The sequence below is a fragment of the Pseudonocardia sp. genome, from assembly GCF_029263155.1.
In the GTDB taxonomy this organism is placed as follows: Bacteria; Actinomycetota; Actinomycetes; order Mycobacteriales; family Pseudonocardiaceae; genus Pseudonocardia.
Map to the genome: position 1 here is coordinate 1 of NZ_JAJCYB010000098.1, position 12792 is coordinate 12792.

16 protein-coding genes, 4 tRNA genes and 1 pseudogene are annotated in these 12792 nt (G+C 70.6%); 9 read left to right on the forward strand and 12 right to left on the reverse strand.

Annotated features, from left to right (window positions below):
• On the forward strand, positions 1–909 hold a 909-nt coding region (locus tag Q1K26_RS19565; RefSeq protein WP_300014930.1), incomplete at its 5' end, for an SMI1/KNR4 family protein.
• A gap of 1517 nt (positions 910–2426) precedes the next feature.
• Here Q1K26_RS19565 and Q1K26_RS19570 read toward each other — a convergent pair.
• From Q1K26_RS19570 to Q1K26_RS19585, 4 genes are all read right to left on the reverse strand, one after another.
• A tRNA-Val gene (locus Q1K26_RS19570) sits at positions 2427–2501 on the reverse strand.
• 1 nt (position 2502) lies between these two features.
• Positions 2503–2574, reverse strand: a tRNA-Cys gene (locus Q1K26_RS19575).
• Positions 2575–2609: 35 nt separating this feature from the next.
• Positions 2610–2681 (reverse strand) — tRNA-Gly (locus tag Q1K26_RS19580).
• 114 nt (positions 2682–2795) lie between these two features.
• A complete protein-coding gene (locus tag Q1K26_RS19585; RefSeq protein ID WP_300014933.1) occupies positions 2796–3227 on the reverse strand; it encodes an SsgA family sporulation/cell division regulator in 432 nt (143 codons plus the stop codon).
• Positions 3228–3484: 257 nt separating this feature from the next.
• Here Q1K26_RS19585 and Q1K26_RS19590 point away from each other — a divergent pair, with 257 nt between their 5' ends.
• The 5 genes from Q1K26_RS19590 to Q1K26_RS19610 all read left to right on the forward strand — a co-directional run bounded on the left by Q1K26_RS19590 (position 3485) and on the right by Q1K26_RS19610 (position 6175).
• Positions 3485–4144, forward strand: a complete 660-nt coding sequence (locus tag Q1K26_RS19590) for a sigma-70 family RNA polymerase sigma factor (RefSeq protein ID WP_300014936.1) — start codon at positions 3485–3487, stop codon at positions 4142–4144.
• The gene (locus tag Q1K26_RS19595) at positions 4141–4998 is read left to right on the forward strand and encodes an anti-sigma factor (protein ID WP_300014939.1); all 858 of its coding nucleotides are present in this window, start codon (positions 4141–4143) and stop codon (positions 4996–4998) included. Before Q1K26_RS19590 ends, Q1K26_RS19595 begins: the two co-directional genes overlap by 4 nt.
• Before the next feature lie 59 nt (positions 4999–5057).
• Complete coding sequence (locus Q1K26_RS19600; protein ID WP_300014975.1) at positions 5058–5405, forward strand: TIGR02611 family protein; 348 nt, start codon at positions 5058–5060, stop codon at positions 5403–5405.
• Positions 5406–5427: 22 nt separating this feature from the next.
• Positions 5428–5499: transfer RNA gene (locus Q1K26_RS19605), tRNA-Val, on the forward strand.
• Between the two features lie 163 nt (positions 5500–5662).
• On the forward strand, positions 5663–6175 hold the full coding sequence (locus Q1K26_RS19610; protein WP_300014942.1) for a hypothetical protein: 513 nt from the start codon (positions 5663–5665) through the stop codon (positions 6173–6175).
• A gap of 15 nt (positions 6176–6190) precedes the next feature.
• Here Q1K26_RS19610 and Q1K26_RS19615 read toward each other — a convergent pair whose 3' ends face one another.
• From Q1K26_RS19615 to Q1K26_RS19645, 7 genes are read right to left on the reverse strand one after another with little or no spacing between them, the layout of a single operon-like run.
• Positions 6191–7405, reverse strand: a complete 1215-nt coding sequence (locus tag Q1K26_RS19615; protein WP_300014946.1) for a site-specific integrase — start codon at positions 7403–7405, stop codon at positions 6191–6193.
• Entirely contained in the window at positions 7405–7608 is a 204-nt protein-coding gene (locus Q1K26_RS19620) for a helix-turn-helix domain-containing protein (RefSeq protein WP_300014949.1), read from the reverse strand. The genes Q1K26_RS19615 and Q1K26_RS19620 overlap by 1 nt, the downstream gene beginning before the upstream one ends.
• Entirely contained in the window at positions 7608–8957 is a 1350-nt protein-coding gene (locus Q1K26_RS19625) for a replication initiator (protein WP_300014952.1), read from the reverse strand. The genes Q1K26_RS19620 and Q1K26_RS19625 overlap by 1 nt, the downstream gene beginning before the upstream one ends.
• Positions 8954–9412, reverse strand: coding sequence for a hypothetical protein (locus Q1K26_RS19630; protein ID WP_300014955.1), 459 nt, complete (start codon positions 9410–9412; stop codon positions 8954–8956). Before Q1K26_RS19630 ends, Q1K26_RS19625 begins: the two co-directional genes overlap by 4 nt.
• Positions 9409–9624 (reverse strand): hypothetical protein, encoded by a 216-nt coding sequence (locus tag Q1K26_RS19635; RefSeq protein WP_300014958.1) that lies wholly within the window; start codon positions 9622–9624, stop codon positions 9409–9411. The genes Q1K26_RS19630 and Q1K26_RS19635 overlap by 4 nt, the downstream gene beginning before the upstream one ends.
• Positions 9624–9878 (reverse strand): hypothetical protein, encoded by a 255-nt coding sequence (locus Q1K26_RS19640; RefSeq protein ID WP_300014961.1) that lies wholly within the window; start codon positions 9876–9878, stop codon positions 9624–9626. The genes Q1K26_RS19635 and Q1K26_RS19640 overlap by 1 nt, the downstream gene beginning before the upstream one ends.
• A complete protein-coding gene (locus Q1K26_RS19645; RefSeq protein WP_300014964.1) occupies positions 9875–10372 on the reverse strand; it encodes a hypothetical protein in 498 nt (165 codons plus the stop codon). Before Q1K26_RS19645 ends, Q1K26_RS19640 begins: the two co-directional genes overlap by 4 nt.
• 279 nt (positions 10373–10651) lie before the next feature.
• Between Q1K26_RS19645 and Q1K26_RS19650 the strand changes: the two genes are divergently transcribed.
• On the forward strand, positions 10652–11089 hold the full coding sequence (locus Q1K26_RS19650) for a DUF1931 family protein (RefSeq protein WP_300014967.1): 438 nt from the start codon (positions 10652–10654) through the stop codon (positions 11087–11089).
• A gap of 333 nt (positions 11090–11422) precedes the next feature.
• Positions 11423–11785, forward strand: a complete 363-nt coding sequence (locus Q1K26_RS19655) for an STAS domain-containing protein (RefSeq protein WP_300014970.1) — start codon at positions 11423–11425, stop codon at positions 11783–11785.
• Between the two features lie 168 nt (positions 11786–11953).
• On the opposite strand, the gene Q1K26_RS19660 is transcribed toward Q1K26_RS19655, so the two are convergent.
• Positions 11954–12115 carry a hypothetical protein gene (locus Q1K26_RS19660; protein ID WP_300014973.1) on the reverse strand — a complete coding sequence of 54 codons (162 nt, stop codon included), beginning with the start codon at positions 12113–12115 and terminating at the stop codon, positions 11954–11956.
• A 338-nt stretch (positions 12116–12453) separates the two neighbouring features.
• On the opposite strand from Q1K26_RS19660, the pseudogene Q1K26_RS19665 reads away from it, so the two are divergent.
• Positions 12454–12648, forward strand: a pseudogene (locus Q1K26_RS19665) (alcohol dehydrogenase catalytic domain-containing protein); the annotation flags it as partial.
• Positions 12649–12792 lie beyond the last annotated feature (144 nt).

A 12792-nucleotide genomic window follows, 5' to 3' on the forward strand; every position in this document is an offset into this window, starting at 1 on the left:
GAGAGCCCGGGCTCCTGCCGACGTGCTTCACGGACCATGCGCTGGGCGCGCTCACGCATCTCGTCGCTGAACTTCCTTGGTGCCGGCACGATCTCCACCTTCCCGTGGGATCAGAGCCTCCACCACATCCGGGGCGCTTCAAACCGCCGATCCCCCGAGTTCGTGGTCACTCACTCCACACCGATCGATCAGCGGCGGCACCCGCCGGAGCGAGCTACGTTCTTCCCCGTGACGCACCTCGACCGCCGCATCCTGGACGCGTGGGCAGCGACCGCGGACTGGCACGCGCCCAACCCTGCTGCCGCACCCGATGGCGTGACGGCGGCGGAGCACGCGATCGGCCGACGACTACCGCAGGCGTTCCGCGAGTTGTACCTCGTCCACGACGGTGGTGGCTGGCTCGGCCACAACCTGAACCTGCTGCCACTGGACGACGGGAACGAGGCGGGCGAAGGAAGCGTCACGCGCGCCGCAGCGGCCTTCCGCCGGTGGGACTGGCCCGTTCCGGACGAGGTCGTCGTCATCGGCAACAACGGCGCCGGTGACATTTTCGGGCTGTGGCTCCCGAAGGTGGAGGAACGACCACTCGTCGTCACCATCGGCGCCATCTTCGAACCCGGCTGCATGGGCATCGCTGGACAGGATCTCAACGCATTCCTGCGGGCCCGCACCGCGTACCATCTCCTCCTCCCAGCGGACGACACGATGACCGCCGGACTCGACGCCCTCGACGTACCCGTGGAGCTCAGATCCCAGGACCCGGACGACACCATGTTCACGCAGATGCTGAATTGGGCCAGCCCGACGGTCCCACCCTCGTTGATGGACGCCTACGAGGCCGACTTACTGCAGCCGACCTGCATCGAATCGCCTCGAGGGTCTGAAGCGAACCTGTCCGTAGCGAGATAGCGCGATGTATATTGCCACGCCCGTGGTCGCCGGGAACGGGGGCGTTCCCTCACCCAGGAGTGCAGTCGATCAGGCGCCGCCGTCCGTGGGGTAGAGCTGGCGGTCGAACTCCCGTGACTGCTCCTCGCCGTCGACGTACCACGCGACCGGATGCCGGGTTCCAGCTCACCGATGGGGAACGAGGTCACGGAGGCGGACAGGACGCGGAAGTCGCGGGATCGGTCCCGGGCGGAGGATCGTGCCTCGCGTTCGGTCCTGAAGATGATCTCGATCGCGCCCATGTCGTCGGGTTTCGCGGTGTGGACCGAGTACACGGGCTCGTGGCGCGCGGGATTGGGGTCGCTCACACCGACACACTTCGGAATTCCGAAAGGCGGGCAAGGTCTACTGACCCGGTGCCGGCCAGCGACGACCCATCGCGCCTCCCAGCGGCGGAGGTCGCCGGTCTGAGCGACGATGAGCTGGTCGCGGCGATCCAACGGTCGGAGGAGATCCGGCCGCGAGGGTCGGGAGCGGTCCGGTCGTCTGCTCGCCGAGCTGCACCGGCGTGGTCGGCTGTCGTGGCCGCACATCGCCCGGGTCACGGGCGTGCGCCAGACCACGGCCTACGAGCTGGCCCAACCGTTCCTCCTCCCAGACGAGGGACAGGAACAGGCCCCGAGCTAGTCGATCACCGGCAGCCCTACCGATCCGTCGTCGAGCCGTGACCACGGATCGACCTGGGCGGACCACGACCGAGGCGCGGAACCGGCTCAAAGCAGATCGTCCGCGACCACGACGACGGGCGTCCTCATCACCGCGCAGGGCTACACCGTGCAGCAGGCGGTACCGGACTGGCTCGACCACCGACTCTGCGGCCGGGACCCGAGCACGGTGGAGACCCAGCGCAACCTGGCCCTCCGCCACGTCACCCCCACCCTGGACCGGCGGAAGCTGCGCGAGCTGTCGGCCGAGGACGTCGACCGCTGGCTGGCCGAGAAGGCGATGACGCCGCGCACGAGCACGGTGGCCCGGATCAAGTCGATACTCGCCCGATCGATCACCCGGGTCCAGGCCCTACTCGACGCCGCGCCCGCGAGAACGACGGGCGCCTACATGGTCGTCTCGCTGCTCACCGGTGCCCGTACCGAGGAACTCAGGGCGCTCACCTGGAGCCATGTCGACCTGGTCGGCGACCCGGACGCGACGCCACCGGTCTCACCCCACACGCGGGTGTGGCGGTCGGTCCGCGCGGAGGCGACACGAAGCTCCAGCACAGCTTCATGTCGCCGCGGTCGGACGGAGGAGTGCCCATCGAGCAGATCGCCCACCTCATCGGCCACGCCGAGGGCTCGAAGGTCACCGAGACCGTCCACCGCAAGTAGCTCCGACCTGTCATCGAGGAGGATGCGACGGCACTGAACCGCGCCTTCCCGGGGCGTCGGAGAGATGGTCACCCAGGTAGTCACCCAACACGCCCCGGAACGCCAAGAAGGCCTGGTCACAAGCCCGTGTTAGGGCTCTGACCAGGCCTTACGTGGTGGGCGATACAAGGATTGAACTTGTGACCTCTTCCGTGTCAAGGAAGCGCTCTCCCACTGAGCTAATCGCCCGAGGCGGAGACGGGAATCGAACCCGTGTACAGGGCTTTGCAGGCCCTTGCCTAAGCCACTCGGCCACTCCGCCAGTTGGAGGTCCAGCTGTGACTCGAGGTTCCTCCGAGCGGACGACGGGATTCGAACCCGCGACCCTCACCTTGGCAAGGTGATGCGCTACCACTGCGCTACGTCCGCATGTCGCGGCGTGTTCACCGCGTTGTGGGAGAACCTTAGCGCAGCCCGGGCGGGCCTCGAAACCCGGCCCCCCGGCTCGTTGCGCACGCTCTCCCACCTGCGCCGACTGCCGGATCAGTCGCGCGCCGGGTCGTTGTGGAGCAGCTCCGAGAGCGCGACGTCGAAGTCCAGCCAGGAGTACTCGCACCCGGGCGGGACGGCGTCGTAGGTGCGGTGCAGGAAGTCGCCGAGGGTCTGGGCGCAGGTGGTGAACACCGCGTGCCCCGACGGGGACGACAGCTCCAGCTGCACCCGGTTGGGGTGGAGCGGCATCGGCTGCACGCGCACGTCGCCGCTGCCGGAGGCCGTGATGAGTCCGTCGTGCAGGAGGTCCCGGGCGAACACCCACTCGACCGCGCTGCCGTGACCGGTTCGGAAGGATGCCTGTACCGCGAACGGGTCACGGCTGTGGTAGCTCAGGTCGACCTTCACCGGTACCGCCGGGGCGTCGGGGGCGATCAGCTCGAACACCGCCGGGGAGCAGATGACCGTGTGCTCGTCGCGCATGCGTGCGTCCTCTTTCGTGGTTCCAGCCCGGCAGGTCCTCGCCGTGTCCGTCATGCTGAAAAACGAGCGTGTCGCCAAGATGTGACGGGTCGAGGGACATACTCCGCCCGGATGTCCGCATGGCTTCACCCTGTCGGGGCAGCAGGGGGTCCGATCGACGCCCCGCACGGACCGAACGTGCACCCCGTGCCCTGCTGGGGACTAATCTGAACCGATCGCTGATCATTGGCGAAGACATCGACGTGAGGATCCCACTGGTGGCAGAGGTCGCCGACGCGCCGGGCCCCGCGAACCGGCGTGCCCGAGCGTCGGCCGCCCGCGCTCACGACCCGGCCGACGAGCTGCTGGTGGCACGCATCGTCGGCGGTGACCAGACGGCACTCGGCGCGCTCTACGACAGGTACGGGCGCCCGGCGTACTCACTGGCCCGCCGCATCTGCGCCGACGACGGCATCGCCGAGGACGTCGTGCAGGAGGTCTTCCTCGCGTTCTGGCGCGATCCCAAGCGGTTCGACCCCGAGCGTGGCGCGTTCGGCACGTGGCTGCTCACGCTCGTGCACCACAAGTCCGTCGACGCCGTGCGCCGCGAGAGCTCCATCCGCCGGCGCACCGTGCCGGCCGCGGAGGACGGGGACGAGTGGTCGGCCCCGCCCGGGCCCGGCGCCGACCAGGCCGCGCTGGGCAAGGTCGTGGCGAGCCAGGTGCGCGACGCGCTGGGCAGGTTGCCCGCCGAGCAGCGCCAGGCCCTGGCCCTCGCCTACTACGGCGGCTACACCCAGCGTGAGGTCGCTGCGCTGACCGGGGTGCCGCTGGGCACCGTGAAGTCACGCATGTTCACCGGCGTGCAGCGGCTGCGCAGCGTGCTCGGCCCCCTGCTCGGCGAGTTCGCCACCGACATCGCCGGTGGCGCCCGATGACCACACCACAGGACTGTCCGTTGACCCAGCAGGCCGTCGGATGGGCGTTGCACGCCCTGGAGCCCGACGAGGAGATGGCGGTGCTGCTGCACCTGCCCCAGTGCGCGGCCTGCCGGGCCGCCGTCCATGACGCCGAGCAGGTGCTCGCCGGCCTGGGCGGCTCCGTCGACGCCGCCGAACCGCCCACGGGCATGCGGGACCGCCTCATGGCGAGAGTGGCCGACACGCCGCAGCGCCCGCCGACCCTGCTTCCTCGCCCCACCGAACCCGCACCCGCCGAGGTGCGATCCACCGAACCCGCGCGCAGGCACCGGCTCGACGCCGAGGAGGCGGCCGCCTCGGCCCCGACGGCTCGGCGATCGTGGCTCTCCCGCCGCGGCAGACGGCTGGTGGCCGCGTCACTCAGCGTGGTCGCGGCTGTCTCACTCGGTGGACTGATCGTGAGGAACGCGCAGCTGGAGCAGCTCCGGGAGGCCGAGAGCGCACAGTCGCAAGGCCTGTCCGAGCTGATCGAGCAGCTCGACCGGCCCGGCTCCCGCCATGCCGTGCTCACCGACCCGGGTGGTGCGGCGCTCGCCGCGGTGCTGGTCACCGACACGGGACGGCAGGTCTATCCACTCGGGCTGCCCGCCAACTCCGCCGAGCAGGTCTACGTGGCCTGGGGGCTCAACGACGGCGCCGACCCGGTCCCGCTGGGTACCTTCGACGTCGCCCCCGCGGACCAGGGCGCGCGGGCGGTAGGCTCGGCGCCGCAGGCGGACGAGTTCACCAGCTACGCCATCTCGATCGAGTCCGGTCGGACCGCACCCGCCTCGCCCACCCGGGTGGTCGCGAGCGGGGAGGTAGCAGCCTGAGCAGCACCGAGAAGTCGCAGCCGCTGGGGTTCCGCGCGCGGATCCACGGGCGTCCCGCGCTGCGCAAGACCTACCGAGTCGGCGTGGCCGTCGTGGGCACCCTCGTGCTCGTCCTGGGCATCATCGCCATCCCCTACCCCGGGCCGGGCTGGCTCATCGTCTTCGCCGGACTGGCGATCCTGGCGAGCGAGTTCGAATGGGCCAAGCGGGTGCTGCGCTACGCCCGCAGCAAGTACGACGCGTGGACCGACTGGCTCGGCCGCCAGCCGCTACCCGTCCGGTTCGCCGTACTGACCGCCACCGGCCTCGTCGTCCTGGCCACGCTGTACCTGCTCAACGCGCTCTACCTGGTCGCCGGTTGGGCGGGCCTCGGAGGGTGGACCTGGTTGCAGAGCCCCCTGTTCTGACCTGTAGAGTCCACCGCGGCTCGGGCGATTAGCTCAGGGGGAGAGCGCTTCGTTCACACCGAAGAGGTCACTGGTTCGATCCCAGTATCGCCCACAGCCGAACGGCCTGGTCAGAGGCTCAACACGAGCCTGACGACCAGGCCGTTCGTCGTTCTCGGGGGCGTGGCCGGAGCATTTCCGGAGCCGCCCCGTTGCTGCCCCCTGGAGCCGCCAAGCTGATGAGCCCGCTACACGCTGCCGTTGTCACAGGACTCGGGTTGCTGCTCGCCGTCGTCGGCGTCGGGTGCGGCGTAGCCGCGTACGTCGGATCCGTGCGGCAGTTCGACACCATGCCTGTGTGGCCGTGGGCCAGCGCGCAGATCAAGATCCTTCGGGAGCGTCTGACATTCAAGCGAGATATGCGAACAGGTCGCGGTACCGCGAAACTCGTCATCACCGCCACCGGAATCGGAAGCGCCGAGGCGTTCGGCGTGGGGTCTGTCTTCAACTCTGATGAGTCCATCGACGAGCGGATGGCACGCGTGGAGACTCGCCTACAGCTACTGGAGGAACGAGGCGGAGCCGAGCAGGCCCGCGCGGAGAAGGCTGAACGTCTGTTGGAAGAGCAACTGGCCAAGCAGGGACGCCGGTTGGAGGAGGCGGACGAGCAGCTCCGCGCGCTCGCCAAGGCGGTGGCGGTCAGCAGCGCCCGGCTACAGCTGGTCGGTCTGATCCTGGTCGGCATCGGCACCATGCTCATGGCGGTCCCGACCATCGTCGCCGCCTTCTGATCGACCGCCAGGTAGCTATCCATCGCCGTTGAGCTCCTCGGGATCGTCGTCGAGCGCCTGGAGGATGCGCCCGCTGTTGTCGGTCCGCCGGGTGTAGAGGTCGAGCGTCGTCGCCGAGCGCTCGTGTCCCATGACCCGCTGCACCATGTTCGGCGGAACGCCGTCATCCACAAGCCACGTCGCGTAGGAGTGGCGAAGATCGTGGAAGCGGAGCCCGCCGGCCTGGTACCGCGCGACGTGCTGCACGGCTTGTGCCCTGGTCGGCAGCAGCTCGACAAGCGCGGCCCCTGTGGCGTCCGTCCAGTGCGCCTCGAACTTGTCGCCGGCCGGGACGACCGCGCCGAGCAGACCGGCCCGGACGAGCGACGGCCGCCAGATGCGCGAGCGGAACAGCGTGCGCCGCAACGGTGCGCCCACCTCGTTGGCGAAGATCGGTTCCCCAGTGAGCGCCGGCCACTGGCGAAGGTGCTCGCGGATGATCTCGACCAGCCACGCCGGGAGCGGCACCGTCCGCCGGCCGGCCCGCGACTTCGGGAACGGCTTGAACGAGGTATGCCCGCCGACCTCGATCACCGTCCGGATCACCGACAGCCGGGCGCCGTCGAGGTCGAGGGCATCGTCTCGCAGCCCGGCCGCCTCACCCCAGCGCAGCCCCGCTCCGCCGGCCGTGGCGACGATTGCCCGGTGCCGTGGTGGCACGGCCGGCAGGAGCGCGGTCCGGAGGTCAGCCCGGGTGATGATCCGCTCGCCGGTATCGTGCTGCCGGGCACGCGGGATGCGCACCTCGTCGGCCGGGTTGAACGGGATGAGCCGGTTCCGGACGGCGGAGCGGAGCACGGCGCCGGTGAGCCGCAGCGCCTCTGCCACAGTGGCCCGCGAGCGCCGCTGACCGAGGCCGGTGACCCACTCCTGTAGGCCCATGTCGTCGATCTTGCCGAGCGGGACCTCACCCCAGCGCGGCAGGACGTGCGTGTTCATGATCGAGCGGTCCCGAGCCGCCGTGGTCTGCTCGGTGTTCCACGTCGCCATCCAACGCCGCGCGTGCTCACCGAACGCCAGCCGGCCCGCGTGCGGGGACACGTAGGTGCCGCGCGTCTTGGTCGTCTCCATCTCGGCGAGGAACGCCGTCGCGTCCTTCTTGATCCGGAACGTCTTGGACCGCTGCTTGCCGGCCGGGTCGCGGAAGTACGCGCGGTAGCGGCCCTCCGGGGTCTTGTCGACGAACCCCATCACGCCACCGCCCGGGGCCGGGCCGTCGTGCTCGCCGGGTCGGTGCCGTCGAGCCAGGCGTGGAACCGCTTGCGCGGGACGAGCCAGCGCCGGCCCACGCGGGTGGCCGGGATCTCGCCGTTCCGCACGCTCTCGTAGGCGACGCCGCGCGCGATGCCGAGCAGCGCGGCCACCTCGTCGACGTTGTAGGTGAGTGCTTCCATCAGTCGGTCCTCCTTCGGGTCGTGCGCTGTTGTCGGTTGCGTTCGGCGATGGCCACGGCCAGCTCCCGTTCTGCGTGGTTCTGGTGTCCGACGCCGAGCAGGCGCCAGTCGTTGACGACGGTCACGGTGTCGAGGTCGAGCGGGGCGCCGGACTCGCCCCAGGTGTCGCGGTCCAGGGCATCGAGCTCGCGGCGGACGCGCCAGGTCCGGCGCTCGCCACGGATGGCGCGGAAGGTCGTCGAGTAGCGCTGGCTCTTGGTCAGGAAGTGGCCCCGGAACCCGAGCATGTGCGCCCACCGGCGCATGTTCAGGTCCTCGTACTGCTCCAGGCCGCCGAGCTGCCAGCAGGTCTCGATCATCCGACGGTGGTGCGGCGAGACGTCGAGGTAGGCGATGTGCTCGACGTCGCGGACCGGGCGGTCGGCACCCTCGGTGGTGCCGGTGCCCTTGGTGGCGTACTTGGCGACGTAGCCGGCGAGCCGCGCCTCACTGATCTGGCCGGCGTCGTCCTCCACGTCGGACGCCTTCGACGCGGTGATCTGCCGAAGGTCGAGCTGTGCGCCCCAGCCGAGCAGCAGCGGCTCACCGTCGGGCCGGTCGGTGGCGATGACGGCGACGGCGGCCGCCGATGTGATCGCGGCGTGCAGGATCTCGGCGGTGATCGCTCGCGGCGTGGGGTCGCCGGGTCCGTCCGGGCCGTCGACGCGCACGACGGCGTGGAAGTGGACCAGTCCGCGCCGCTGGTACTCGGCGACCTTGGCGTAGGACAGCCGGGCGACGTCGCGGAAGCAGCGCGCCGGCACGCCGAGGTGGCCGGCCAGGGCACGGCGGAGCGCGATGACGAAGCGGTGCCAGAGCTGCCCGGCGTGCGCCTGCCACAGGACCGCGCCGACGTAGTCGTAGGTGTCCGGGTCGGTCGGTGCGCCGAGCCGGGGGTCGTCGGGATGGTGGTAGCTGCCGCAGCGGCACGGGATGACGCGGCCCGACTTGGTGGTGCGCCGGGTGTGCACCGGCCCGAATCCGGGTGCGGTGAGGGTGAGAAACGCGCGGGGCTTCTCGGTGACGAGCGCGGGGACGTCCTTGTCCCCGCCGGCCAGTCCGGCGCGCAGCAGGTGGAACGCGTCGCCGGCGTAGCGGTCGGAGCAGGCCGGGCACACGCTCGCCCGCCGGTTGCCGCACGGGGCGAAGATGTCTCCGGCCCGCTCGGTCAGGATCTCGCCGTCCCGGTCGAGGATGGCCGAGCGGCCCGTGAGGCGGACGGGACGGGCACACCCGCCGGTGGCCTCCACCTTGGCGCGCCAGTCCTGGTAGTCGGGTGCGCGCAGCCGCGCGCTCAGTTCGTCGATCATCGGCGCTTCTTCCTGTCGTGGAGCCGGACGACCCGGTCGGAGGTGGGCACGGTCGGGTCGTCCGGAGTGCTGCGCGGCCAGGACGGTGGCCGCTGGAGCCGGTTCCAGCGTTCGACGCGGGACCGGGTCTCCTTGGGTACGAGCACGGCCGCACCGGTGAGGTTGGCCGCGCCGCAGGTGACGGGGTGATGCGAGCCGAAGTTCAGCCAGCGCCGCCGCAGGAGTTGATGAACGGCCTCCTCCTCGTAGCGCGGCACCCGCTGGACCTCCCCGTCCCGGTCAGCGACCCGGGCGTAGACACGCTCCGAGGTGCCGACGAGCAGGTAGCCGCAGCGGACGGCGTTGGCCGCCACCGTGTGCATCAGGTCCACGTCGTTGCTCTCGGACCGGCGCTGCCGCTGCTCCGGGAGCGAGACGACCGGGTTGCCGAACAGGTCGGTCTGCCCGCCGGTCACGGCGCCCACCACCACGACGAGCGCGCTTCGTAGGCCCACTCCCGCCCGAGCTGCCGGACCGCCCAGACCTCGAGCAGGCCGGCCCCGAGCAGCGCGGCCCAGAACCAGCCGGAGCCGGTGCCGAGCGCGAGCCAGGCGACACCGACGAGCGCGGCCAGGAGCAGCGTGCACTTGAGCCAGGTCGCGAACGCCCATCCGGTGACGGCCCACATCACGGCACCGCCGTTGGTGCGTGCGCTGCCCGCCAGGTCGCCGCCGTGATCTCGTCCTCGCGGTCCTCCCGACGCTCCCGCAGCCAGCGGGCCAGCAGCCGCAGACCGGCGACGAGGAGGCCGATCAGCCCGAGGGCGACGAGCCCGACCGTGACCGCGAACTCGGCCGCCGGGACGATCGCGGACACCGCGCCGAGCACGCACACGACCGAGATCCCGCGCATGATCAGCCGGTAGTCGGCGCTGCCGGTCATGACGGCATCTCGATCACGTCGCCCGGTCGCGCCCACGGCGTGCAGCGCTGCACCAGCTCGTCGATCTCGTCGTCGGACACGAACGCCGCCCGGAACCGGACCGGCAGCCGTGAACCCGCGTCGATCACGAACCCGATGCCCGCGTGCCGCTCGTCGCCGGGGATCTCGTCGGCCAGTGCACCCCGCTCGCGGGCACCGTCGCCGAGCACCATGTCGACGTGGCTCGCGGTCGTGACGCCGAGGCACACGCGGGTGGTGAACAGGTCCCGGACGTCGATCACGTCCTTGGACGGCTCCTGCACGTAGCCGATCACCGACACCAGGCATGCGCGACCCTGGGTCAAGATCTCGGCGAGCAGCCGCAGCGCCTCCCGGACGTCGCCCCGCTCTCCGTAGGCGGTGAGCATCGCCATCTCGTCGATCATCACCAGCTCCAGCGGCGTGGCCGGCTCGACCGGCAGCCGGCGGCGGGCGGTGGTCGCCTTCGCGGCCACCCGCTCCGCTTCGGCCCGCGGCCTCCCGCTCGCCGGGGCGCGCCACGCTCAGGGACGACCTGCCGGGGGGATGGTGCTGATCGCCCCGTGGCCCGACCCGATGGTCCATGGCTCTGCCGTGCGCATCCCCCCGCCGGCCCACTCGGAGCTGCCGCGTTCCTACGCGGCTCGGTGAAGCGGGTGGCGTCCGCGGTGGGCGAGGGATCGATGGCCATCCGCCTGGTGCACGAGCACCTGGCCCGATGAGGAGGGCCCGATGAGGAGGTCACCGTGCCGGTGATGAACGTGGCGACGTTCCAGCGGTTCTTCCGCGAGGCTGCGAGCCTGCACGTCGACAAGTCCGACCTGAAGCGCTTCACCGAGTTCGTCGACAAGCAGGCGTACGACGTGGCGATCGTCGCCAGGGACACCGCCCGGTGGAACGGTCGGGACGTCGTCGAGCCGCCCGACCTGCCGCTCACCAAGGGGTTGCAGGAGTGCATGCGCGAGTTCACCCGGCTCGACGACGAGCTCACGCTGCTCCCCGCCCTCGAACAGCTCACCCCGCGCCCACCGGACGTCGCCTTCTCCGAGGAGGCGGAATCCCGGATGCTCACGTTCGTCGGGGGACTCTCGGTGGCGTTGGCCAGGACGTTCCGGGTCATCGACCCCAGGCTGGCGAACCCGAGGACCGAGCACTGGGAGCAGGCATTCAAGATCTTCGATCTGCTGGTGTGATGCGGGAACCGCGTAGGGGGACGACGCCGGCCCGGAGCGGTCCTCGACCCGCGGTGCCGAGTCGCGTCGTCGTCCTCAACGGCGTGGGCGCAGGCGCTTGCCTCCAACGGGCACTGAAGCGAGCTGGTCCCCGTTGTGCCTGGCGGGCATGACCACCGCGTCCGCCCGACCTGCGGGGACGTCCGGACGGGCAGGGAGTGGCGCTGTCGGGTCGAGGTGCCGGGCGCTGCGGGTGGACACCATCGAGATCTCGACCAGGTAGCCGACACGCAGGAGGACGACGTGATCAGAACGGCGAGCAGGCGCCATCAGCCGACCCACCGGCTTCGGCTGATGCCATCCCCGGACGAGGTCGGCCAGGCGTCGATTCACCTGGCGGTGTCGCGGCTGTCCGCTGGTGCCGTGGTCGTCCACGTCCAGGGAGAGATCGACATGCTCACGGCGCCGCTGTTCACACGCGAGGTCGTGCAGGTGCTGGACCCGACCGACAACCTGCTCGCGCTGGACATGGCGCGGGTCGGCTTCCTCGGTGCGAGTGGTCTCTCCGCCCTCGTGGACATCCTCGACGCGGTCGAGCGGACCGGCAGTCGGCTGTGCGTGGTGTTCCCGTCCCGCGCGGTGCGCAGGGCACTGGACGTCGTGGGCATGCCGGGCCGGTTCAACGTCTATCCGGCACCGGTCCAGCTCGCGTCGTGAGCGGTCGCCGCCCGCCCACATCGCAGCAGCACAGGCCGTCGACGGTGAGCGACCCACCGGACACGTCGGTCACCTCACAACGCCCGGCGGCGACGGCCCTCAGCACCGCGAGGTCCCGGTGGCTCAGCGAGGATCGGATACGCGGCGTGACCGCGGCGGATGCCATCGTCAGGCGGCCGCGTGGCTGTCAGGGTCACACGCCAGCCACATGCGGCGGTCGAGAAGCAGGTCGATCTCGGCCCAGAACTCGTCGACGAGCCCCGGGAATCGTGGGGCAACACACCTGATCCGGTTGTACAACTCGAGGATGTGGCCGTCCACTGAGGACATGTCTGGCTGCGGTACGGATCGCCGTGGCGTCCGATCACCGTGATGAGCAGCTCGTTGTCCGGGCACTTCGCGCTGAAGCTGGTCGGGTTCCACGTGCTCAGCGGAGTTCCTCCTTTGCGGGCGGCGACTGCATGGTGAACGCCAGGATTCCCCGCCGCCCGCACGGCAACGCCGACTCACGCGGACCAGATCCGGCCGATCACTCCACCCCACGAGGCCGGGACGCCGCAGGTCCAGCGCCTGCACCGGCCTCACAGGAGAAGGTGCGAGCGTGCCTCTCGGTCCCGCGGGCGGAGTTGTCGGCGCGGGGCGCGCGACACGATCAGTGGCGTTCACGCATGAAGGCACTGGTCTACAACGGCAGCCGCGACGTCACCGTCAAGGACGTACCTGACGCGCGGATCGAGCAGCCGACCGACGTGTTGGTGCGGATCACGACCACCAACATCTGCGGGTCGGACCTGCACACGTACGAGGGCCGCACCGACCTGGAACCGGGCATGGTGCTCGGTCACGAGAACATGGGCGAGGTCGTCGGGGTCTGTCAACTATTCGGTGTAACTGGGTTGTGTGGATCTACTTCCGGCCAGCGGCGAGGCGGCCGTCGAAGGCCATCTCGAAGGCGTTGAGGGCGGGCTTCCAGCGCATCATCCAGCGCCGCCGACCGGCGCCGGTGG

Coding starts and splice junctions, on each gene's coding strand:
- Q1K26_RS19595 (WP_300014939.1), top strand. CDS start 4,141: ATGACCACACCACAGGACTGTCCGTTGACCCAGCAGGCCGTCGGATGG.
- Q1K26_RS19615 (WP_300014946.1), bottom strand. CDS start 7,405: ATGGGGTTCGTCGACAAGACCCCGGAGGGCCGCTACCGCGCGTACTTC.
- Q1K26_RS19625 (WP_300014952.1), bottom strand. CDS start 8,957: ATGATCGACGAACTGAGCGCGCGGCTGCGCGCACCCGACTACCAGGAC.
- Q1K26_RS19655 (WP_300014970.1), top strand. CDS start 11,423: ATGCCATCCCCGGACGAGGTCGGCCAGGCGTCGATTCACCTGGCGGTG.
- Q1K26_RS19660 (WP_300014973.1), bottom strand. CDS start 12,115: ATGTCCTCAGTGGACGGCCACATCCTCGAGTTGTACAACCGGATCAGG.
- Q1K26_RS19640 (WP_300014961.1), bottom strand. CDS start 9,878: ATGACCGGCAGCGCCGACTACCGGCTGATCATGCGCGGGATCTCGGTC.
- Q1K26_RS19635 (WP_300014958.1), bottom strand. CDS start 9,624: ATGTGGGCCGTCACCGGATGGGCGTTCGCGACCTGGCTCAAGTGCACG.
- Q1K26_RS19620 (WP_300014949.1), bottom strand. CDS start 7,608: ATGGAAGCACTCACCTACAACGTCGACGAGGTGGCCGCGCTGCTCGGC.
- Q1K26_RS19585 (WP_300014933.1), bottom strand. CDS start 3,227: ATGCGCGACGAGCACACGGTCATCTGCTCCCCGGCGGTGTTCGAGCTG.
- Q1K26_RS19650 (WP_300014967.1), top strand. CDS start 10,652: ATGAACGTGGCGACGTTCCAGCGGTTCTTCCGCGAGGCTGCGAGCCTG.